Source organism: Novosphingobium kalidii, from assembly GCF_040534015.1.
GTDB classification, from domain to species: domain Bacteria; phylum Pseudomonadota; class Alphaproteobacteria; order Sphingomonadales; family Sphingomonadaceae; genus Novosphingobium; species Novosphingobium kalidii.
This window is the reverse complement of record NZ_JBEWLY010000008.1, coordinates 146,508-166,078: the sequence shown is the minus strand read 5'-3', so window position 1 is coordinate 166,078 and position 19,571 is coordinate 146,508. Positions and strand designations below refer to the sequence as shown.

Genomic DNA, 19,571 nt, shown 5'->3' with positions numbered 1-19,571 from the left:
CTCGGCTTTATTCAGGCTGACCGGTCGTGTAGCGATGAACTCTTGAGGCTGGGCTTCTCAGTGAGCCCGCCCTCTTCCATGAGCTGTTCCCGCAACTGGTCTCGTTTCTCATGAATTGAGGCAATGACCGGGCCCATGGAGACCCCGAGGTCGACAAGGACGGCTTCCGACAGTTGGAGTGAACTCTCCAGCGTCTCCGGAACAGCCTGGCTGGCTCCCGCCTGATACAATGCAGCCGCATGCGTGGTGTCGCGAGCGCGGACGATGATCGGCAGATCAGGGTAGGATGCGCGCAGATTGCGCACGAGGCGTTGCGCCGAAACTGGCTCGTCCATTGTCAGGATGACAGCGGTCGCTTGTTCAAGGTTGAGACGCGCAATGGCGTTGCCGCGCGCGGCGTCGCCGAACGTCACGGCGTAACCGAGGCGCCTGCCTTCCGTGACGAGATCGGCGTCCGCATCGACAGCCACATAGGGTTTTCCGTGGGCAGCAAGCATATCAGCGACGAGCTGCCCCACGCGTCCGAAGCCCACGATCACGGCCCGAGGCTCTTGCTCGTCGGGGAGCCTCTGTTGTGGCTCAATGGTATCGACGCGTCCCGCCATGTAGCGGCCAACCATCGCCAGCAGAGGCGTCACGGTAAGGCCGAGGGCAGTGACGATCTGCCAGAACTGTTCCGTAGAAGGCTCAATCAGTTGAGCCGCAGCGGCAGCCGAAAGGACAATAAGCGTCGTCTCCGAGGGGCTGGCCATGAGAATGCCCGTTTCGGCCGCAGTCCCGCGCCGAGCGCCCATCATGCGAAGGAGAGCAGCGGTGACGGTCGCTTTGAGCGCGATCACACCGCAAGTCGCCAGCAGGATTTTCAAGATGTCGCCCGCCACGACGGCCAGATCGATGCTCATGCCCACCGTGATCAGGAAGATGCCGAGAGCCAAGCCCTTGAACGGCTCGAGGATGTTCTCGACTTCGCCGTGGTATTCGGTCTCGGCGATGAGCAATCCCGCGATGAGTGCACCCACGATCGGTGACAGGCCCGCGGCGGCGGTCGCCAGCGAAGCGAGAATGACGACAAGGAGCGACGCTGCAAGGAACAGCTCAGGGCTCTTGGTGCGTGCGGCTTGCGCGAAAAGTGGCGGCAGCATGTAGCGCCCGATGACGAGCAGCCCGAGGATGACAGCGGTACCTGTGGCGAGCGTGCTCATCAGTCCATCCATGCTGTCTTGCGCGGCGGGGCCGAGCGCGCCAAGCACGAAGATGATCGGGACAAGCGCCATGTCTTCGAATAGGAGCATGGCGAGCGCCGCGCGTCCCACTGGCGTGGCTCTGTTCGTGATCCTGAGAACAAGGGCGGTCGATGAGAGCGCCAGCGCTGCGCCGAGCGCGAGGCCGGCAGTGGGGGACTGCCCCAATCCCGTAAGGATAGCCGCCAAAGCAGCACCGATGCCCAACAGCTCGAGTGAACCCAAGCCAAAGACTTGCTGACGCATTTGCCAAAGGCGCCCGAACGAGAGTTCGAGTCCGATGGAGAAGAGCAGCAGAATAATTCCGAACTCAGCGAAAATGTCGAGCCGGTCGGGATCGGATATCGTGACGTGATAGAGCCATGGGTGCTCGGGTACGAGCTTGCCCAATCCATAGGGGCCGACGAGCAGCCCGATCAGGATGAACCCGATCACCGGTGTGATCCGGAACCTCGCGAAGATCGGGATCACTGCACCAGCCGCGCCCAGAATGACGAGGGCGTCTGACATAACGGGTGTGTAGAGTTCGGTGCTGGCGGCCATGCGCTAGCCACTATGGCAGCATGGGTGCCGTTGTCACTGTCGAGTGCAGCAGAATCGGTAAACGCGCCAAGGTTCGGGTAGAATGCTGCGGGCGCTATTTGTGGTGGTGCCGCGTTTTCGGCTCATCACTGCGGGGACTGAGTGAGTCCCAAGGCTGTTCCCTCCATCGGCGCGAGATTGTTAGTTTCACGCCGATGGAGGGGAACTGGTTTAGCTTACGCCCAGCTTGCCATCTCGGTTTCGAGGTTCTTCACGATTTCCTCGAAGAACTGCTCGGTGGTCATCCATGACTGATCCGGGCCAATCAGCAGAGCGAGGTCCTTGGTCATCTTGCCGCTCTCGACGGTCTCAATGCAGATGCGCTCGATCGTCTCGGCGAACTTCACGACTTGCGGAGTATCGTCGAACTTGCCGCGGTACATTAGGCCGCGAGTCCAAGCGAAGATCGAGGCGATCGGGTTGGTCGAGGTCGCCTTGCCCTGCTGGTGCTGGCGGTAGTGGCGCGTCACTGTGCCGTGTGCAGCCTCGGCTTCGACGGTCTTGCCGTCAGGCGCCATCAGGACCGAGGTCATCAGGCCAAGGGAGCCGAAGCCCTGCGCCACTGTGTCGGACTGCACGTCGCCGTCGTAGTTCTTGCAAGCCCAGACGAACTTGCCCGACCACTTGAGAGCGGACGCGACCATGTCGTCGATCAGGCGGTGCTCATAGGTGATGCCGGCCGCCTTGAACTGCTCCGCAAAACCTTCCGTATCGAACACTTCCTGGAACAGGTCTTTGAAGCGGCCATCATAGGCCTTCATGATTGTGTTCTTGGTAGAGAGGTAAACCGGCCATTTCAGATTGAGGCCGTAGTTGAATGAAGCGCGTGCGAAGTCTCGGATCGAATCGTCGAGATTGTACATCGCCATCGCAACGCCGGCGCTGGGGAACTTGAACACCTCAAGGTCCATGTTCTTGCCGTCCTCACCCTCGAATACCAGGCGCAGCGTGCCGGGGCCGGGGATCAGCGTATCAGTCGCGCGGTACTGGTCGCCAAAGGCATGGCGGCCGACAACGATGGGGTCAGTCCAGCCCGGCACAAGCCGCGGCACGTTCGAGATCACGATCGGCTCGCGGAAGACCACCCCGCCCAGAATATTGCGAATCGTGCCATTGGGCGACTTCCACATCTTCTTGAGGCTGAACTCCTCGACGCGCGCCTCGTCCGGCGTAATCGTCGCGCACTTCACGGCAACGCCATACTGCTTCGTGGCGTTGGCGCAGTCGATAGTGACCTGATCACCGGTCGCGTCGCGGTTCTCGATCGAAAGGTCATAATACTTCAGATCGATGTCGAGATAGGGAAGGATGAGGCGTTCGCGTATCCACTCCCAGATGATCCGCGTCATCTCATCGCCATCCATCTCGACGACCGGATTCTTGACCTTGATCTTTTCCATTCAAACTCTCCTGGGGTGAGGATTTTCGCGGCTTCTTAGGCAGAGGGCGGACGCTTAGCAAGGCAAGTATCGGGAGGGCGATCCTGCTTGCGAGGCGGCGCCGCTTGGGCGGGCGGATGGCTTCCGCAGCGCGCGACTTGCGAGCATGCGGACAACTTCCCGGCGCTGTAGCCGCGCAGACGGCACATGCTCTGCTGCTCCAGAACGAAAAAACCCGCTGAGCCTTTCGGCTAGCGGGTTCTTCGAATGGTGGGCGTAGCAAGGATTGAACTTGCGACCCCTACGATGTCAACATAGTGCTCTACCACTGAGCTATACGCCCGAACACCATTCGCTCTCCAGGCGGCATCGCCGTCGGAGGAGGGCCCTTTACCGGCGCCTTTCTCCAGATGCAAGCCCTGATGGAAGCTTAAATTCGGGCCTGCTCTGAAACGCTGAATACGCGTTGCACTTCAAGCACAAGGTCTCGCAAGTGGAAGGGCTTGGAAAGAACGCGGGCCTGGGGAGCTTCCCTGCTGGCCCGCAAGCTTACAGCTGCAAACCCCGTAATGAACATGACCTTGGTGTGCGGCGCGATTTCATTGCAGCGCTGCGCAAGTTCGATCCCATCCATCTCCGGCATGACGATGTCGGAGAGCAGAAGATCGAAACTTTCGTTCTCCAGTAGAGGAATCGCCTCGGTCCCGCGGTCGACTGCGGTCACCTCGTAACCGGCGTTTTGCAAGGCACGCGACAGGTACGTGCGCATGGCTTGGTCATCTTCTGCAAGCAGGATGCGGATCATCGCCCTCTCGTTCGGAAAAATTGTGCCACGGCCCGCCTTGGCCGCGGCGCCGTCGTATCACTCTAGGAGTTAAAATTCTCGTCCGCCGTTGCGACTCGTGCGCTCAGGCGTTGTCTTCTTTGACAGTCGGAGATGAACGGGACAGCAATGGCAGTCATGCCTGATAACGATTCGCATGAGGTAGCCGGTGGCCGTATTCCCGGCGCGCCGAGCGTGAGCGCTTTTCGAGTTTGGGGTGCAGAGCCGTCTATCCTTCCGGTGCTGATTGCAGTGCCACATGCCGGCCGCGCCTATCCGCGTTCACTGCTACGAGATATGCGACACCCCGAATCAGCAGCTCTGAAGCTGGAGGACCGCTACGTGGACAAGCTAGCGGTGGCGGTGGCGCATCGAACCGGCGCCGCTTTGCTCGTGGCCCAGGCACCTCGTGCGATGATCGATCTCAACCGTGCGCCAGATGACGTCGATTGGGAAATGTTCGACGGAGCAAGGCTTAGCAGTGGGGCGTTCGGCTTACCCACGCAGCGGGTCCGAAGCGGCCTTGGCCTTATACCGCGCAGGCTGCCAGGCATTGGAGAGCTTTGGCGCCGCCGCCATGACGAGGCGGACCTCGTTGAGCGTATCTCAGGGGTTCACGAACCCTATCATGCGCAGCTTGGTACCATACTGAAGAGTATTCGGGAGCGGTGGGGGGCGGCATTGCTGATCGATCTGCACTCGATGCCGCCGCTCTCCGGGGGGACGGGGCAGGGACCGCCCGAGTTCGTCATTGGTGACAGGTTCGGTGCGTCGAGTCATGGGAGCGTTATCGGTGGTGCATTTGCCTTCCTCGCGGAGTGTGGAAGGCCTGCGGCTCATAATCGGCCTTATGCTGGTGGCTACGTCCTCGACCGGCATGCAGCACCGGCGAAAGGCATCCACGCGCTTCAGATTGAGATAGACCGCAGTATCTACCTAGATTCGCGCCTTGCCGAGCCCGGCCCGGGCTTCGAGAGCGTAATAGAAGTATTGACCGGGCTAACTCGCCGCCTGTCGGGCATCGTGGCCGAACTAGCTCAATCCAGCGGCGAGCGCGACTGGCCTCTCGCAGCAGAGTAAGCTCTGCACTTCGAGCATTCCCCAAACAAAAAACCACCCCGCGCAGATGCGCGAGGTGGCCAAGGTTCAGGGAGGAGGTGCACGAAGTGCACCAACTTCACCAAGCCATGAGGGCAGCATTGGCGAAGCGGCACCGATATAGGCTCGGAGTCAGAGCCTTGCAAGCCCGAGTGATACACTCAGGAAGAGTGGCTATCAGGAGGACTGCTGTGGCAGTGCCGGCCCTTTACCTTGCGCGATCTGCCGACCAAAGATGTCGCGCACCAGATCCAGCGAGAACAGATGGGCGTAGATCAGCGCCAGCAGTCCGCTCTGGTTCCAAGTTCGCAGAATATCTCCTCTGACTTCGCGCAACTTGTTCTCATCGACCATGCGGAACCCACGGTAATTGACGGGCTCACCAGTGCCGATCTCAATGTTCAGCTCACCGTCCATAAGCAAATTGTGCTTCTGAAGCTCGGCCATGAAGTTTGCAGTCTTCTGCCCGGCTATCTCGAACTGCTCACAGAACTTGAGAGTATTCTGGCAGGCCTCGCTGGGGTTGTTGCCGTCGAACAGCGGCTGGCCGTCCTCGAACTCACCGACCAGATCGCTGGTCGGGTCGACACAAAGCGAAAGTTCATCGGAGTTGGGCTGTACGCGCGCGAGAAGGAAGGGGTAGCGGCGGACGTAGGCGGGCATGTAGATCGGGGAAGGCACCGTGCCGTCTTCCTCAACGAATACGTTGACGCCTTCATTCATGCCCATAAGCGCGATCGGAAACGGATTGTCGCCGGCAGAGAACACAATGGGGAAATGGCGTTGCGCCATCGGAAACTCTTCCACGGTGAGGGGCACCGTGTTGACGCCGGCAAGCCATTTGGCCTTGTCGGTGGAGCGGCTCTTCCAGTTCGCATGCTCCTGCGTGCTGAGAAGCACCAGGTCGTTGTAGAACAATGGGAGGGAAACGTTCTGCGGCGCGCTGGCCATCATTATTCTCCGGAAATGGGCGCGATCGTGTAGGCTGCCCTTAGGGAATGGTCGAGTTGCCTGCAAGCTGCGGCGGCTGTCGTTCCGCTGCCGCCTCGGTCAGGGTTGTGCTCAGACGAGCTTGCCGGGGTTCAGAAGACCTTCGGGGTCGAGAGCGCGCTTCACTTGGCGCATGAGGTGAAGAGCGACGGGATCCCCCAGGCGGGCCAGTTCGTCCCGTTTGAGCTGCCCGATGCCGTGCTCAGCCGAAATCGATCCGCCCCACTTCGTGACGAGATCGTGGACTTGGCGACTGATCCTCTTGCCGTCACTTTCCTGCCAAGCATCGCGGTCCGCGCCGCCCGGCGCTATCACATGGAAGTGGACGTTACCGTCGCCCAGGTGCCCGAACGCGATCGCCTCGGTGCCAGGCCAAGACGCCTCCATTTCTCGCACGGCCGCATCGATGAAGTCAGGCATCCTTTCGACGGGAACCGAAATATCGTGCTGCACAGCCGGACCGCGCTCCCGCTCTGCGGGTGAGATCGAGTCGCGGATCAGCCAAAAGGCTTCGGATTGTGCCTCGTTCGCGGCGATGACTGCATCATCGAGCAGCTCGCTTCCAAAGGCCTCCTCCAGCATCGCTTCGCACGACTCGCGAAGGTGATCGGCGTTGGCTTCATCCGCCACAACCTCGATTAGGGCGTGCCAAGGGTGCAGTCCGGCGAGGGGCGCCCGCGCTGCGGGCACATGGTCAAGGACAGCCTCAAGGCTCGCCTGCGGCAGAACCTCGAATCCCTCGAGAGATTCGCCTGCAACATCCTCACAATGCAGCAGCAGAGCGCGCGCCGCCTGGATGGAGGGTACTCCGGCCCAGATCACCACGCGCTCGGCTATGGCCGGCACCAGCTTCAGCGTGGCCGCGGTGACGATGCCCAGAGTGCCTTCCGAGCCGATCAGCAACTGCTTCAGATCGAAACCGCGGTTGTCCTTCTTGAGCGGGACGAGTGTCGAAAACACTTGGCCATCCGCCAGGACTGCTTCCAAGCCAAGCACGAGCGCGCGCATGGAACCATGCCGCAGCACCTGGGTGCCGCCAGCGTTGGTGGAGATCAGGCCGCCAACTGTAGCGGAGCCCTTGCCGCCCAAAGTCAGAGGAAAGCGCAGGCCCTTTTCAGCAGCAGCTTCGTGGAGCGTCTGTAGAATGACGCCGGCTTCACAAGTGACTTTCCGGCCCTCTAAGTCAATCTCCCGGATACCGTTCATCCGTCGCAGCGACAGCAGTATCGCTTCCCCACTGCGGTCCGGCGTCGCCCCTCCGGCCATCCCGCTGTTTCCGCCCTGCGGCACGATAGGAATGCGATGCTCGGCGCAAAGCCGCACAAGCGCGGATAGTTCGGCCGTACTGGCGGGCGAGGCCATTGCCCGCGCGCGCCCTTGGAACCTTCCTCGCCAATCCGTCAGCCAGGGTTCCACGAGATCTGCATCGCAAGTGATGCCGCGCGGGCCCAAGCTGGCAAGGGCGGCATCGAAGAATGTCTGCTGTCCAGTCATGAGGCTATCTATGACATCGTAAAGCCCGTGTGCCTACCGGCAGGAGACCGAAGTCTCGTGAGCCGCCACGTGACTTCAGGCAAGATGTTGGAGTTTAAGGCAAGATGTTGGAGTTAAGGGGCGGTTCAAGTTCTAAGCCTATGTCGGGCGTGCTGCTTTCCAAGCATCCGGGACGTGCCAGACAGATGATCTTCGCCGCTGCCTTGCTTTCCCCCTGGCTGCTGTTTTTCTCAGCAAACGGGCATGAGAGAGAGTCGCTCCAGGACCGTGCCGGCAGTTTGGCCGAGTCTGTTCCCAAGGAGCTCACCCACGGCCCCTATCCGACCGGGGTATTGAAATCCGTTCCCTCCTTCCAGCCGGAGAGCGCGTGGCAGGTTCACATAGAGCGACGCTTGATCATCCGGGTTGCGCCCCGGGCACTTCTGCCGGCTCCACAAGATGTCGTCGCGGTGATGCCACAGCGCCCTGCGATGCCCCGTTTCACTGAGCGCAAGATCGGTAAGTGCCTGCCGGTCTCTGGCATTCTTGGGGTCGAACCAAGCGGAGCCAGCAGTCTTGTCCTGCACATGCGCGACCGTCGCTTGATCAGCGCTGAGCTTGCCAAGAGCTGCCTTTCCCGCTCGTTCTACTCCGGGTTCTATCTTTCGCGCAGTCCTGACGGGATGGTCTGCGTTAATCGCGATACCCTGCATTCGCGTAGTGGCACGGCGTGCAAACTGTCCCGGATCCGGCGACTGGTCCCGGACGAGGACTAAACAGCTTTTTTGCGCTGGTGGACAGGGCTAAACGGGCGGAAAAACTTGACTTTGCTGCCTTGTAAGGCTTAGGGCGCGGCAAGCGTGTGCCGCAGCCGCGCAGCATCGGCGCGTGCCGGTGCGGCCTGCTCGCACGGAAGCAAACTTTCCGGAAAACCCTAAGCCTATGAACTTTGCCGATCTCGGCCTTTCAGACAAGTTGCTGCAAGCGGTCGAGGAGGCCGGTTACACAACGCCAACTCCGATCCAGGAGCAGGCAATTCCGCAGGTCCACATGATGCGCGATCTGATCGCCATCGCTCAGACCGGTACCGGAAAGACGGCCAGCTTTGTCTTGCCGATGATCGACATTCTCGCCAGTGGCCGCCGTCGCGCGCTCATGCCGCGCTCGCTAATTCTCGAGCCCACGCGTGAGCTTGCAGCGCAAGTTGCTGAGAACTTCGAAAATTACGGCAAGAACCACGATCTGAAGATGGCGCTGCTGATTGGCGGCGTGCAAATGGGTGACCAGGTAAAGGCGCTGACGGAAGGCGTCGATGTTCTGATCGCCACTCCCGGCAGGCTGATGGACTTGTTCGAGCGGGGCAAGATCCTGCTTACGGGTTGCTCACTGCTGGTGATCGATGAAGCAGACCGCATGCTCGACATGGGCTTTATCCCCGATATCGAGAATATCTGCACCAAGCTGCCGCCGAACCGTCAGACTCTGCTGTTCTCCGCAACAATGCCGCCGCCGATCAAGAAGCTGGCGGATCGGTTCTTGACCAACCCCAAGTACATCGAAGTCGCGCGACCCGCGACCGCCAACACGAACATCGTTCAGCACAAAGTAGCCGTGCAGACCCGCAAGAAGCGCGAGGTCCTGCGCCACCTGCTGCAGACCGATGACGTGACCACCGCCATTATCTTCTGCAATCGCAAGACGACTGTTCGGGAGCTCAACAAGAGCCTGCTAGGCCACGGCTTCTCGAGCGGTGAGATCCACGGCGACATGGACCAGCCTGCGCGTCAGGCGGAGTTGCAGCGGTTCAAGGATGGCGTGATCAACATTCTCGTCGCATCGGACGTCGCCGCTCGCGGCCTTGACGTGAAGGGCGTGAGCCACGTCTTTAACTTCGACACCCCCTGGCACCCTGACGACTATGTTCACCGGATCGGGCGCACCGGTCGCGCTGGTGCGACAGGGCGCGCGTTTACCTTCGTGACTCCCGAGGACGCGGAGGCGATCCAGAACGTGGAGAAGCTGACGGGCGGAAAAATCCCGCTTTTCAATGCCGAACGCGCGGACGACGCTCCGAGCGAGAAGCCGCAGCGGGCGAAGCGTGAGCGTTCCCGCGGGGAGCGGCCTGCTCGTAAGCCGCGCAAGGAAGCGCCAGTCGGACAGGACGCTGAAGAGCGCCTCGTCCATCAAGGCGCCGAAATCCCAGCGAATGAGCTAAAGCCGGAGCGGCAGGAGCGCCGGCCGCGTGGTGCGCAGGAAGGGCAAGCTGACCTGCCGAACGAAGGCTGGAATGGCCCCGTTCCCGAATTCCTGCACGTCTCTGCTCTTTCCTGACGCGATACGGCAAGCCGGACCGGCCGCGCCGCTTTACCTTACGGCATAGACTGGCCGGATGAACTCCAAAGCAGATCATCCGCGGAGCGGTCGGCGCCGTGTGTCCGGAGCCGTGTGTGCGGAAGGCTGACGTTCTGCGGGTACAGAACGTCTCGGGTTAGTCAGCCAGTTTGACGAAGCTGTCTATCACTCGCTTGCGTCCTGCCTGCTCGAAATCGATCTCCAGCTTGTTGCCCTCTTGAGCAGCCACGACGCCGTAGCCGAACTTATCGTGGAACACACGAGTACCGGTGCCGACATCGCGGCGAGGCTTGGCGGCGAAGCTCGCTGCGGAGCGCGTGGTTTCGACGATACGCTTGGGGGCAGGGCTATACTCCTGCGCGGCCGCCCGCTGCCAGCCGGGACCCCGCGTCATGGTACGAGAAGGCTGAGCCCGCGCGACGTCGGCAAAGGGATCGCCATGCTCAGACCACTGCGCGCGCCACAGCGATGCACCACCGCTCATGGTCGTTTCTTGCACAACGTGATCCGCAGGTAACTCGGCGACAAAGCGAGACGGTATCGAACTGGTCCACTGCCCGTAGATACGGCGGTTCGCCGCGTGGATGATCGTGCAGCGCCGCCGTGCTCGCGTAATCGCAACATATGCGAGGCGCCGCTCCTCCTCCAGACTGGCGAGGCCGCCTTCATCGATGGCCCGTTGTGAGGGGAACACGCCTTCTTCCCAGCCCGGTAGGAACACGTGTTCGAATTCCAGCCCCTTGGCGGCGTGCATCGTCATGATCGTGACCTTCTCGGTCTCGTCCGCAGCCTCGTTGTCCATCACCAGGCTGACATGCTCGAGGAAATCGCCGAGCGTGTCGTACTCCTCCATAGCCCGCGCAAGTTCCGCGAGGTTCTCCAGCCGCCCCGCTGCCTCAGCCGTCTTCTCCGCTTGGAGAGCGTCCGTGTAGCCCGATTCATCCATGACTGTGCGGAGCAGGTCGGCCGGGCTGACAGTGCTCGAAGTGTCGCGCCAACGGGCGAAATCGCGCATCAACGCAAGAAAGGTGTTGCGTGCGCGTGCGGGCAGTTCGTCGCTGTCGGCGATCTCGATGGCGGCTGCGGCGAGGGGTATGCCGCGCCGGCGAGCATGGACGTGGAGCTTCTCCAGCGCTTTTGATCCCAGCCCCCGCTTCGGGGTGTTGTAGATGCGTTCAAATGCAAGGTCGTCGGCAGACTGCGCAATCACGCGCAAATAGCCTAGCGCGTCGCGGATCTCCGCACGCTCGTAGAACCGAAAGCCGCCTACGATCCGATAGTTGAGGCCGATCTGAATGAAGCGGTCTTCAAACTCGCGAGTTTGGTATTGGGCACGCACCAGGATGGCCATTTGGGCGAGAGTGGCGCCCTCGCGCTCCAGCCGCTCGATTTCCTCTCCGATGCGGCGCGCCTCTTCAGGACCGTCCCATACGCCGATCACCCTCACGGGATCGCCGGGGTGTCGCTCAGTCCACAGCGTCTTGCCCAGACGCTCACTGTTCTCGCTAATCAATCCAGAGGCTGCCGCGAGGATCTGGGGAGTGGAGCGATAATTCTGCTCCAGCCGGATCACTTTTGTGCCGGGAAAGTCCTTTTCGAAACGCAGGATGTTGGCGACTTCGGCGCCGCGCCACGAATAGATAGACTGGTCGTCATCGCCCACCACGCAGATGTTCTGCCGTCCCTGCGCCAAGAGCCGCAACCAGAGATACTGCACCTGGTTGGTGTCCTGATACTCGTCCACCATGACGTACTTGAAGCGCTGGCGGTACTGCTCAAGCACCTCGCGGTCCTGGCGCAGGATGTTCAGCATGTGCAGCAACAGATCGCCAAAGTCGCATGCGTTCAGCGCCTTCAGCCGATCTTGATAGAGCTGGTAGAACTTCTGTCCTTTGCCGTTGGCGTAGGCCTCGTTCTCTCCCGCGTCCAAATCTGCCGGATTGAGGCCGCGGTTCTTCCACCGGTCGATGCAGCCGGCAAGCTGCCGTGCCGGCCAGCGTTTCTCATCCAGACCCTCTGCCTGGATGAGCTGCTTGAGGAGGCGAAGTTGATCGTCGGTGTCGATGATCGTGTAGTTGCTTTGAAGCCCAACCAATTCCGCGTGGCGTCGCAGCATCTTGGCAGCGATCGAGTGGAAGGTGCCGAGCCATGGCATCACCTCCACCGCAGGGCCGACCATGTGGCCGACGCGCTCGCGCATTTCGCGAGCGGCTCTGTTGGTGAACGTTACGCACAGGATCTCGGAGGGCCAAGCCAGACGAGCGCGAACGAGGTGCGCAAGTCGAGTCGTAAGCGCGGCCGTCTTCCCAGTGCCGGCCCCCGCCAGCATCAGCACAGGCCCTTCGGTGGTCAGAACCGCCTCTCGTTGAGGAGGGTTCAGACCGTCGATCAGCGGGTCTGAAGAGGCAGCGGAAGCGGGGAAGGTGGGCGCGGTCACGCGTGAACAGCTAGGGAACGGGCCGGCGCTGCGCAAGGCCACTTGGGCGATTCGCGGGAACATCTCTCTCCCTCACACGTCGTTTGAACTCGATCATTGGCACTGGAGATTAACAATGCGCATGTTCCTGCTGAGCGGTGCTGCCGCATTTGCTCTCACGGCGTCGCCGGGCTTTCTTCTGGCGCAAAGCACTGCGGGCACCGGTACTATGCAGCCCACTTCCGACAGCACCGCACCCATGCCGACTCCGGCGCCTACACCGCCGGGCACAATGTCGGCCGGTGCTGCTGCTGGTGGATCTGCGACGAGCATGAGGACCGCAGAGCAAAACTCCGCGTACTCGACGTGGCCTTCCGATCGGCAGAGGGGTTTCGACACTCTGCCTCCAGAACAGCAGGCATACTTCTGGACGCTCCAGCCTCAAGAGCAGGAAGGCTTCTGGGCGCTGACACCAAGCCAGCGCGGTCGAATCTACAACATGTCGCCGGACCAACGAGCGCTGGCGTGGCAGTCAATTATCCAGCAACTTCACGGCATGGTTCCCACGACTCCGCCGGGCCAGGCGAACCCGCCGGGCCGAGGAATCCCCACAGCTGGCGTGCCGAACCCACAGGATGCGAACCAGGCAGCACGCCCGGCAATGCCAGCGGACGAGAGCTACGAAGGGGGGGCCTACAAGGGTGCTCTCACGCCCCCGCCAGCGCCAGCGATGAACAAGGATTATCCGGTCTGCAGCAGGACCGTCCAGGACAGTTGCCGAAACCCGGGCAGCAAATAACGCCCCCCGGAACTGTCAGTATGACGCGAACGAGAGGGAGCTAACGCTTCCTCTCAATCTCAGGTGGCGCGCATCAAGTGGAGCCGAGCCTTGCCGACGTCGCGTACCGCATCGACCGTGTAACCCTTTACGTTTACGTTCTCCGCGCGTGAAGTTTCGAGGCTGACCCAGGCTGAGGGGGATATCCAGCCGAGACGCGTCAGCTTGTCGACCGCGACTGCGCCCGCCCCGGAGTCATACGGCGGATCCAGTAGAACTAGGTCGAGTGGTTCGCTGCGAGCGGTGCCCAGCGACATCACTGACGACGCGCGGACATCGCAACGATCCTGTGCGTGGAGGTTCGCGATATTCCGGCGCAGAGCACGGATCGCACCCGGCTCCTGCTCGACGAAGACACAGTGAGCGGCCCCGCGGGAAAGCGCCTCAAGCCCGAGTGCGCCGGAGCCGGCGAAAAGATCGGCCACCCGCAGGCCTTCGAAGCTGCCTAGCCTGCTGGTGAGCATCGAAAAGAGGGTTTCGCGAGTCCTGTCCGAGGTGGGGCGTGTTGCCTCCCCTTCGGGTGCCACGAGCTTGCGACCGCGCCACTCACCCGCGATGATCCTCATGCTTTTGCCCCCAGCGACTTACGGAATATCTCGATCTGCTTGGGCGGGATCTCAACCGCCGTCCCCTTGGGCAGTTCGTCGAGTGCGAAAGGACCATAGCCGACGCGGATCAGCCGGCTGACTTCCAGGCCAAGATGTTCCAGCACGCGACGTACTTCGCGATTCTTGCCTTCGGTAAGGCTCAGTTCGATCCACTGATTGCGACCGGTCCTGCGCTCCATGTTTGCGTCGATCCGGCCGTACCGCATACCCTCGATCTCGACGCCTTCGATCAGCTCTTCCAGCTGTGCCTGGGTCACCGCACCGAATGCACGGGCGCGATAGGTGCGGGTAACCCTGGTCGCAGGAAGTTCGAGTAACCGCTTGAATTCGCCGTCATTGGTGAGAAGCAGCAAGCCTTCAGTGTTGTAGTCAAGCCGGCCGACCGGCATCACGCGGCCAGCGCCAGGAGGCAGGGCGTTGCGCAGCGCGGTGTAGATCGTCGGACGTCCCGCCGGATCGCGTTCTGCGGTGATCAGGCCTGCGGGCTTATGAAAGGCGAAAAGCCGCGTCGCCTCCGCAGCTTTGACTGGTTGCCCATCAACGCTGACGCCTCGCAAGTCCTTGAGGAGCGTTGCAGGAGTGGTCACGACCTCTTCGCCGATCTTCACCCGTCCATCCACGATCATACGTTCAACCTCGCGGCGGCTGGCGACGCCTGCGCGCGCAAGAAGCTTGGCAATGCGTTCCCCTTCACGCCCGTCTTCTCGCAATGGGTTCGACGTGGTGCGCGCCGGTGCATTCGGGTTTGCGGTAGAGGGGCGCTTCGGGCGCGGCGCAGGAGGCTTGGGGAATGGGCCGCGCGGAGAGGGGGGCGCGCCGCGAGGTGGGCCGCGGCGGCTGCCGGGTTTACGGGGAGGCTGGGACATTCGCCCGCGCATAGCTGTTGATCGTGCAATCATCCAGCCTTCCCATTGCCGAAGCCGGCGTTATGCATGCGCTCTTTACACGGGAAAGGACCGGCGTGGTCGAAGCGATCAAGACGGAGACTCCGCGAAAAGGGATTTGGCAGTCGGTTCGCCCCTATTTCGAGAAGGAGTCGCTCGGCGCTCTGGCGCTTGGCCTCTCGTCTGGCTTCCCATTTGCCATGATAGGGGCAACGCTCACCACTCGGCTGGCGCAGAATGATATAGAAAAGTCCACGATAACAGCGTTCACGCTCGCCTTCTTGGTCTATAACCTGAAGGTTTTTTGGGCGTGGATCGTCGATGGGGTGCGCCTGCCACTGATCAGCCGCATGGGCCAGCGGGTTTCGTGGATGCTGGTAGCGGGCTTGTTCGTCATAGCGGCAACGGTGAACCTAGCACTGGTCGATCCATCTACGGACCTGGCCGGTACTATAGTTGCCGCGTTGTTGGTGGGGATAGCGGGAGCGACCTTCGACATCGTCATCGACGCTTACAGGATCGAGACGCTCAAGCCCTATCAGCTCGGCACTGGTTCCGGCATGAGCCAATATGGCTGGCGTCTTGGTTCAGCGGGCGCTGGCGCCTTGGCGCTCGTCGTTGCCGGGCGGTACGGGTGGAGTTCAGCGTACATAGCCTGCGCCGTATTCGCCGTTCCCGCTATGGCGACAGCGCTGCTGCTGGGCGAGCCGGAGCGGCGGCAGGTCGTCATCGAGCGCAAGGGCGTTCGCGAAGTCTGGGCCTCCATCGTCGGCCCCTTCGTGGAGTTCTTCGCGCGGGCGGGAGCCTTGCTGGTCCTGGCCTTCATCCTCGTTCATAAGATCGGGGATACGCTGGCCAACCTTACATTCCGCCTGCTGTTCAACGATCTCGGCTTCAGCAACGACGAGATTGCCATTTACGACGTCGGCTTCGGATTTTGGGCATACCTGATCGGTATCTTTATCGGCGGAGCCGCCTACTCGCGGTTGGGGCTCAAGCGGTCAGTGTTCATAGCGCTCGTGCTGATGGGGATCTCCAATCTCAGTTTCGCCCTACTCGCGCAGGCGGGGCATTCGAACTGGGGAATGGCCGGCGCCATCGGGTTTGAAAACATCGCCAGCGGCTACGGCGGCGTTGTGGTCGTCGCCTACTTCTCGGCTCTGTGCGACCTCAGGTTCACAGCGACTCAGTATGCGCTAATCTCTGCCGCAGCGAGCGTGGTCGGGCGTTTCCTGACCGGAACGACGGCAGGCTCGCTGATCGAGGCAATCGGCTATGTAAACTTCTATCTGCTCACAACTGTTGCGGCGCTGCCGGGCATCGTCCTGTTCTGGTGGATGATGCGCAACGGCTTGGTAGACGCGGCTATGGGAACGGCAGGCGAAGTTCAGGCGCCGGACAGCCGGGGTAGCGCGGGCTGAACTCGAGGTGAGGCTCAGTCCGGGATCTCGTCATTTGCCTTCAGCACTTCACCCGCGAGGTAGAGCGAGCCTGCGATCAACACAGGCAGTCCGTCCGGCGGCAGATTGGCGAGAGCTTCCTCGATAGTCGCTGCGGCGGTGGCAGCTGGCCCGAATGCCTCCGGGGGGTGACTGTCTTGTCCCGGTACGCTCACCACTTGGAGGCGTGCGATACTGTCGTTCAAAGGCGCCACTACGGCGCGAGGGTCCTTGTTCGCGAGCATCCCGATAATCAGATGCAGGCGCTGGTCCCTGAAATGCTCCGCTATCGCGCGGCCAGCGTCGGGATTATGCCCACCGTCCAGCCAAACCATCCGGCCAGTGGCGTATCGGGTTAGCGGCCCCTCCGCGAGCAACTGCAGCCGCGCGGGCCAGCGTGTCTGTTCGATACCACGCGCCATTGCCTCGGCCGAGACGCTGACTCGATCCTGATGCCGCAGCATGGCAACGGCCAGTGCTGCATTCTCGATTTGGTGCAGACCCGGCAAAAAAGTCGGCAAAGGGAGGGACAGTGATCCGTGGCGATCGCTGTACTCGATCACGCCCACGCTGGTGCAATCCCAGTCTCTGCCTCGCATGTGCAGCGGCGAGCCAGTCATTGCTGCGGCGCGCTCGATTTGGAACTCCGCTTGTTCGGGATAGCTCAGCGTACAGACCGGGGAGCCGGGCTTGATGATCCCGCCCTTCTCGAAAGCAATGCGGGCAAGAGGATCCGGGGGTGTCCCCTCCTCAGGCCGGAGGAGAAAGGATTCGTGGTCGATGCCAAGCGTGGCAATGCCGATGGCCGCCGGGTGGCGCAGGATGTTCGTTGCGTCAAAACGGCCGCCAAGACCCGTTTCGATGACGCAGGCGTCGGCTGACTCTCGGGCGAAGGCGAGGAACATCGCGGCCGTGGTCACCTCGAAGAAGCTAGGGCCGAGATCTTTGCTGGTATCCAGCACTTCCTCAAGAAGCGATGCCAAGTGGCTATCGGTAATTAGTTTTCCAGCAATCCGTATGCGTTCGTTGTAGCGTACAAGGTGAGGCTTGGTCGCGGCGTGAACCGTTAACCCCTGTGCCTCCAGCATGGCGCGCAAATACGCGCAAGTTGAGCCTTTTCCGTTCGTTCCTGCGACGTGAAAGATAGGCGGCAGACTGTTCTGGGGACTACCGAGTCGCGCCGACAAAGCGCGGATCGTGTCCAGACCGAAGCGCCCCTGCGGCAACGATAGCGCGGCAAGGCGATCAAGTTGGCGCTGTACTTCGGGCGAATCGGAGCGGGCGAAGTCCTTCACGAAGCATCCCTGTCCTGCTGCAATCTCGCGCTCCCGCGCTGACTATGCTACTTCGCGGGCCTTGTGGACAGCGTCGGACAGCGTCGCCGTGAAGGCCCGGATAGGCTCTGCAGCTTGTGCTCCATGTTGCTTTACCAAGTCGACAAAGGCGGAGCCGACTACCACGCCATCCGCGATCCGGGCGATTGCATCTGCCTGTTCGGGGGTGCGCACGCCGAAGCCAACCGCGACGGGTATGTTGCTGGCAGCCTTCAACTTGCGAACGGCTTCGTCGATCGAGGTCTGTGCGGCTTGCTGCATGCCGGTGATCCCCGCGACGGAGACGTAGTAAAGAAAGCCGGAGGAGCCCTCCAGCACTGTCGGCAGTCGCGCCGCATCAGTGGTTGGGGTGGCGAGGCGTATCAGCGAGACACCAGCCTCACGCAGGGCAGGTCCGAGATCAGCGTCCTCTTCGGGAGGAATATCCACGCAGATGACGCCGTCCACACCTGCACGAGCGCACTCTACCGCGAACCATTCAGGACCGCGGATGGTCATCGGATTGGAGTATCCCATGAGGACAAGAGGCACTTGGGGATGGCGTGCGCGGAATTCGGCGGCCATGCGGAAGATGTCCGCAGTCCGCGTGCCAGCGGCAAGGCTGCGAATGTTTGCTTCCTGGATCGCGGGCCCGTCTGCCATCGGATCGGTGAAGGGCATGCCCAGTTCGATCACGTCCGCTCCCCCTGCGACGAGCGCGTCGAGGTTGGCGGCTGTATCGCCATCCCCTGCAGTGATGAAGCAAACGAGCGCCGGCCCATTCCCAAAAGCGGTTGCAAAGCGGCTCATGTCAGAGATCAACTCCCAAGTGCTCCGCCACTGTAAAGATGTCCTTGTCGCCGCGACCTGAGACGTTGACGACGAGGAGCTTGTCGGAGTCCATGGTCTTTGTGATCTCGGGCAGCGCCGCGAGAGCGTGAGCGCTTTCCAGCGCGGGAATGATGCCTTCAAGGCGACAGCAGAGTTGAAACGCTTCAAGCGCCTGATTGTCTGTGATCGGCACGTACTTCACGCGGCCGCTTTCATGCAGCCATGAGTGCTCAGGGCCGAGGCCGGGATAATCGAGGCCGGCACTGATCGAGTGTGCCTCGGTAATTTGGCCGTCCTCGTCCTGCAGCAGATACGTGCGGTTGCCGTGAAGGATGCCGGGCTTGCCGCCGGTGAGGCTGGCTGCGTGCTGTCCGCTTTCGATTCCATGACCCGCGGCTTCCACGCCGATCATTGCAACGTCGGGGTCATCAAGGAACGGATGGAACATGCCAATGGCGTTCGATCCCCCGCCGACGGCTGCAAGCAACATGTCCGGGAGGCGTCCCTCGGCTTTCAGCATCTGAGCGCGAGTCTCAGTGCCGATCACGCTCTGAAAGTCGCGCACGAGTTCGGGGTAGGGGTGGGGACCTGCGGCAGTGCCGATGATGTAAAAGGTGTCGTGCACGTTCGCGACCCAGTCGCGCAGCGCGTCGTTCATCGCGTCTTTCAGCGTCTCTGCGCCGCTAGTGACGGGCCGCACTTCGGCGCCGAGTAGCTTCATGCGAAAAACGTTGGGCTTCTGGCGCTCCACGTCCTTTGCGCCCATGAAAATGGTGCAGGGCAAGCCGAAGCGGGCGGCAACGGTAGCAGTCGCCACGCCGTGCTGACCGGCACCCGTTTCGGCGATGATGCGAGTCTTTCCCATGCGCATCGCCAACAGAATCTGGCCGACGCAGTTGTTGATTTTGTGCGCGCCGGTATGGTTGAGTTCTTCGCGCTTGAAGTAGATCTTCGGGCCCTTGCCCTCAGGCGCGAGGGAACGAAAATGGTCCGTTATGCGCGGCGCGTAGTAAAGAGGGCTGGGGCGGCCGACGAAATGCTCCAGCAGATCATCAAACTGGGCCTGGAATGCCGGATCAGCCTTGGCGGCGCGGTATTCCTTCTCGAGACCAAGGACCAGCGGCATCAGAGTTTCCGCGACATAGCGGCCACCGAAGCGGCCGAAGTGGCCTTGATCGTCGGGCTGGTTGCGGAAGCTGTTCGCTTTTGAGTTCTGAGCGGTCATAGTGCGTCGCGCCTAAGCCAATGCGCAGCCGCTGTCCACGGCCCTAAGGGCCACCAGGCAGTCACCCCTGCTTTGCCCG

Annotated in this window: 15 protein-coding genes and 1 tRNA gene; 4 read left to right on the top strand and 12 right to left on the bottom strand. The window is 61.6% G+C overall.

Translation table 11 applies throughout. The annotated features are described in order from the left end of the window. Positions 1-11 precede the first annotated feature (11 nt). The 4 genes from ABVV53_RS03960 to cpdR form a co-directional block, all read right to left on the bottom strand. Positions 12-1,784, bottom strand: coding sequence for a cation:proton antiporter domain-containing protein (locus ABVV53_RS03960; protein ID WP_353983066.1), 1,773 nt, complete (start codon positions 1,782-1,784; stop codon positions 12-14). 215 nt (positions 1,785-1,999) lie between these two features. Further along, entirely contained in the window at positions 2,000-3,223 is a 1,224-nt protein-coding gene (locus ABVV53_RS03955; protein WP_353983063.1) for an NADP-dependent isocitrate dehydrogenase, read from the bottom strand. Positions 3,224-3,470: 247 nt separating this feature from the next. Further along, a tRNA-Val gene (locus ABVV53_RS03950) sits at positions 3,471-3,545 on the bottom strand. Positions 3,546-3,632: 87 nt separating this feature from the next. Continuing rightward, on the bottom strand, positions 3,633-4,007 hold the full coding sequence (gene cpdR / locus ABVV53_RS03945) for a cell cycle two-component system response regulator CpdR (protein ID WP_353983061.1): 375 nt from the start codon (positions 4,005-4,007) through the stop codon (positions 3,633-3,635). 156 nt (positions 4,008-4,163) lie between these two features. Between cpdR and ABVV53_RS03940 the strand changes: the two genes are divergently transcribed. Next, positions 4,164-5,105 (top strand): N-formylglutamate amidohydrolase, encoded by a 942-nt coding sequence (locus ABVV53_RS03940; protein WP_353983059.1) that lies wholly within the window; start codon positions 4,164-4,166, stop codon positions 5,103-5,105. A 195-nt stretch (positions 5,106-5,300) separates the two neighbouring features. Here ABVV53_RS03940 and ABVV53_RS03935 read toward each other — a convergent pair whose 3' ends face one another. Next, positions 5,301-6,074, bottom strand: coding sequence for a SapC family protein (locus tag ABVV53_RS03935; protein WP_353983057.1), 774 nt, complete (start codon positions 6,072-6,074; stop codon positions 5,301-5,303). Between the two features lie 111 nt (positions 6,075-6,185). Continuing rightward, positions 6,186-7,607, bottom strand: a complete 1,422-nt coding sequence (locus ABVV53_RS03930; protein WP_353983055.1) for an FAD-binding oxidoreductase — start codon at positions 7,605-7,607, stop codon at positions 6,186-6,188. A gap of 140 nt (positions 7,608-7,747) precedes the next feature. Here ABVV53_RS03930 and ABVV53_RS03925 point away from each other — a divergent pair, with 140 nt between their 5' ends. Together ABVV53_RS03925 and ABVV53_RS03920 are read left to right on the top strand one after the other, a co-directional pair. Continuing rightward, positions 7,748-8,362, top strand: a complete 615-nt coding sequence (locus tag ABVV53_RS03925) for a hypothetical protein (RefSeq protein WP_353983053.1) — start codon at positions 7,748-7,750, stop codon at positions 8,360-8,362. A gap of 166 nt (positions 8,363-8,528) precedes the next feature. Beyond that, positions 8,529-9,917: a DEAD/DEAH box helicase gene (locus ABVV53_RS03920; protein ID WP_353983051.1), complete on the top strand. Its 1,389-nt coding sequence runs from the start codon at positions 8,529-8,531 to the stop codon at positions 9,915-9,917. Positions 9,918-10,074: 157 nt separating this feature from the next. Here the strand turns inward: ABVV53_RS03920 and ABVV53_RS03915 are convergent, their stop codons facing one another. The 3 genes from ABVV53_RS03915 to ABVV53_RS03905 form a co-directional block, all read right to left on the bottom strand. After that, positions 10,075-12,375, bottom strand: a complete 2,301-nt coding sequence (locus ABVV53_RS03915; RefSeq protein ID WP_353983049.1) for an ATP-dependent helicase — start codon at positions 12,373-12,375, stop codon at positions 10,075-10,077. Between the two features lie 837 nt (positions 12,376-13,212). Then, positions 13,213-13,758, bottom strand: coding sequence for a 16S rRNA (guanine(966)-N(2))-methyltransferase RsmD (gene rsmD, locus ABVV53_RS03910; protein WP_353983047.1), 546 nt, complete (start codon positions 13,756-13,758; stop codon positions 13,213-13,215). Beyond that, the gene (locus ABVV53_RS03905; protein WP_419956742.1) at positions 13,755-14,666 is read right to left on the bottom strand and encodes a pseudouridine synthase; all 912 of its coding nucleotides are present in this window, start codon (positions 14,664-14,666) and stop codon (positions 13,755-13,757) included. Before ABVV53_RS03905 ends, rsmD begins: the two co-directional genes overlap by 4 nt. Positions 14,667-14,761: 95 nt before the next feature. Between ABVV53_RS03905 and ABVV53_RS03900 the strand changes: the two genes are divergently transcribed. Further along, positions 14,762-16,105 (top strand): AmpG family muropeptide MFS transporter, encoded by a 1,344-nt coding sequence (locus ABVV53_RS03900; RefSeq protein WP_353983045.1) that lies wholly within the window; start codon positions 14,762-14,764, stop codon positions 16,103-16,105. 14 nt (positions 16,106-16,119) lie between these two features. On the opposite strand, the gene ABVV53_RS03895 is transcribed toward ABVV53_RS03900, so the two are convergent. From ABVV53_RS03895 to trpB, 3 genes are read right to left on the bottom strand one after another with little or no spacing between them, the layout of a single operon-like run. Continuing rightward, positions 16,120-17,418 (bottom strand): bifunctional folylpolyglutamate synthase/dihydrofolate synthase, encoded by a 1,299-nt coding sequence (locus ABVV53_RS03895; protein WP_353983042.1) that lies wholly within the window; start codon positions 17,416-17,418, stop codon positions 16,120-16,122. A gap of 42 nt (positions 17,419-17,460) precedes the next feature. Next, complete coding sequence (trpA, locus tag ABVV53_RS03890; RefSeq protein WP_353983040.1) at positions 17,461-18,246, bottom strand: tryptophan synthase subunit alpha; 786 nt, start codon at positions 18,244-18,246, stop codon at positions 17,461-17,463. A 1-nt stretch (position 18,247) separates the two neighbouring features. Continuing rightward, on the bottom strand, positions 18,248-19,492 hold the full coding sequence (gene trpB, locus ABVV53_RS03885; RefSeq protein ID WP_353983039.1) for a tryptophan synthase subunit beta: 1,245 nt from the start codon (positions 19,490-19,492) through the stop codon (positions 18,248-18,250). Between the last annotated feature and the right edge of the window lie 79 nt (positions 19,493-19,571).

Coding starts and splice junctions, on each gene's coding strand:
- ABVV53_RS03940 (WP_353983059.1), top strand. CDS start 4,164: ATGCCTGATAACGATTCGCATGAGGTAGCCGGTGGCCGTATTCCCGGC.
- ABVV53_RS03920 (WP_353983051.1), top strand. CDS start 8,529: ATGAACTTTGCCGATCTCGGCCTTTCAGACAAGTTGCTGCAAGCGGTC.
- trpA (WP_353983040.1), bottom strand. CDS start 18,246: ATGAGCCGCTTTGCAACCGCTTTTGGGAATGGGCCGGCGCTCGTTTGC.
- rsmD (WP_353983047.1), bottom strand. CDS start 13,758: ATGAGGATCATCGCGGGTGAGTGGCGCGGTCGCAAGCTCGTGGCACCC.
- trpB (WP_353983039.1), bottom strand. CDS start 19,492: ATGACCGCTCAGAACTCAAAAGCGAACAGCTTCCGCAACCAGCCCGAC.
- ABVV53_RS03935 (WP_353983057.1), bottom strand. CDS start 6,074: ATGGCCAGCGCGCCGCAGAACGTTTCCCTCCCATTGTTCTACAACGAC.
- ABVV53_RS03905 (WP_419956742.1), bottom strand. CDS start 14,666: ATGTCCCAGCCTCCCCGTAAACCCGGCAGCCGCCGCGGCCCACCTCGC.
- ABVV53_RS03930 (WP_353983055.1), bottom strand. CDS start 7,607: ATGACTGGACAGCAGACATTCTTCGATGCCGCCCTTGCCAGCTTGGGC.
- cpdR (WP_353983061.1), bottom strand. CDS start 4,007: ATGATCCGCATCCTGCTTGCAGAAGATGACCAAGCCATGCGCACGTAC.
- ABVV53_RS03925 (WP_353983053.1), top strand. CDS start 7,748: ATGTCGGGCGTGCTGCTTTCCAAGCATCCGGGACGTGCCAGACAGATG.
- ABVV53_RS03955 (WP_353983063.1), bottom strand. CDS start 3,223: ATGGAAAAGATCAAGGTCAAGAATCCGGTCGTCGAGATGGATGGCGAT.
- ABVV53_RS03960 (WP_353983066.1), bottom strand. CDS start 1,784: ATGGCCGCCAGCACCGAACTCTACACACCCGTTATGTCAGACGCCCTC.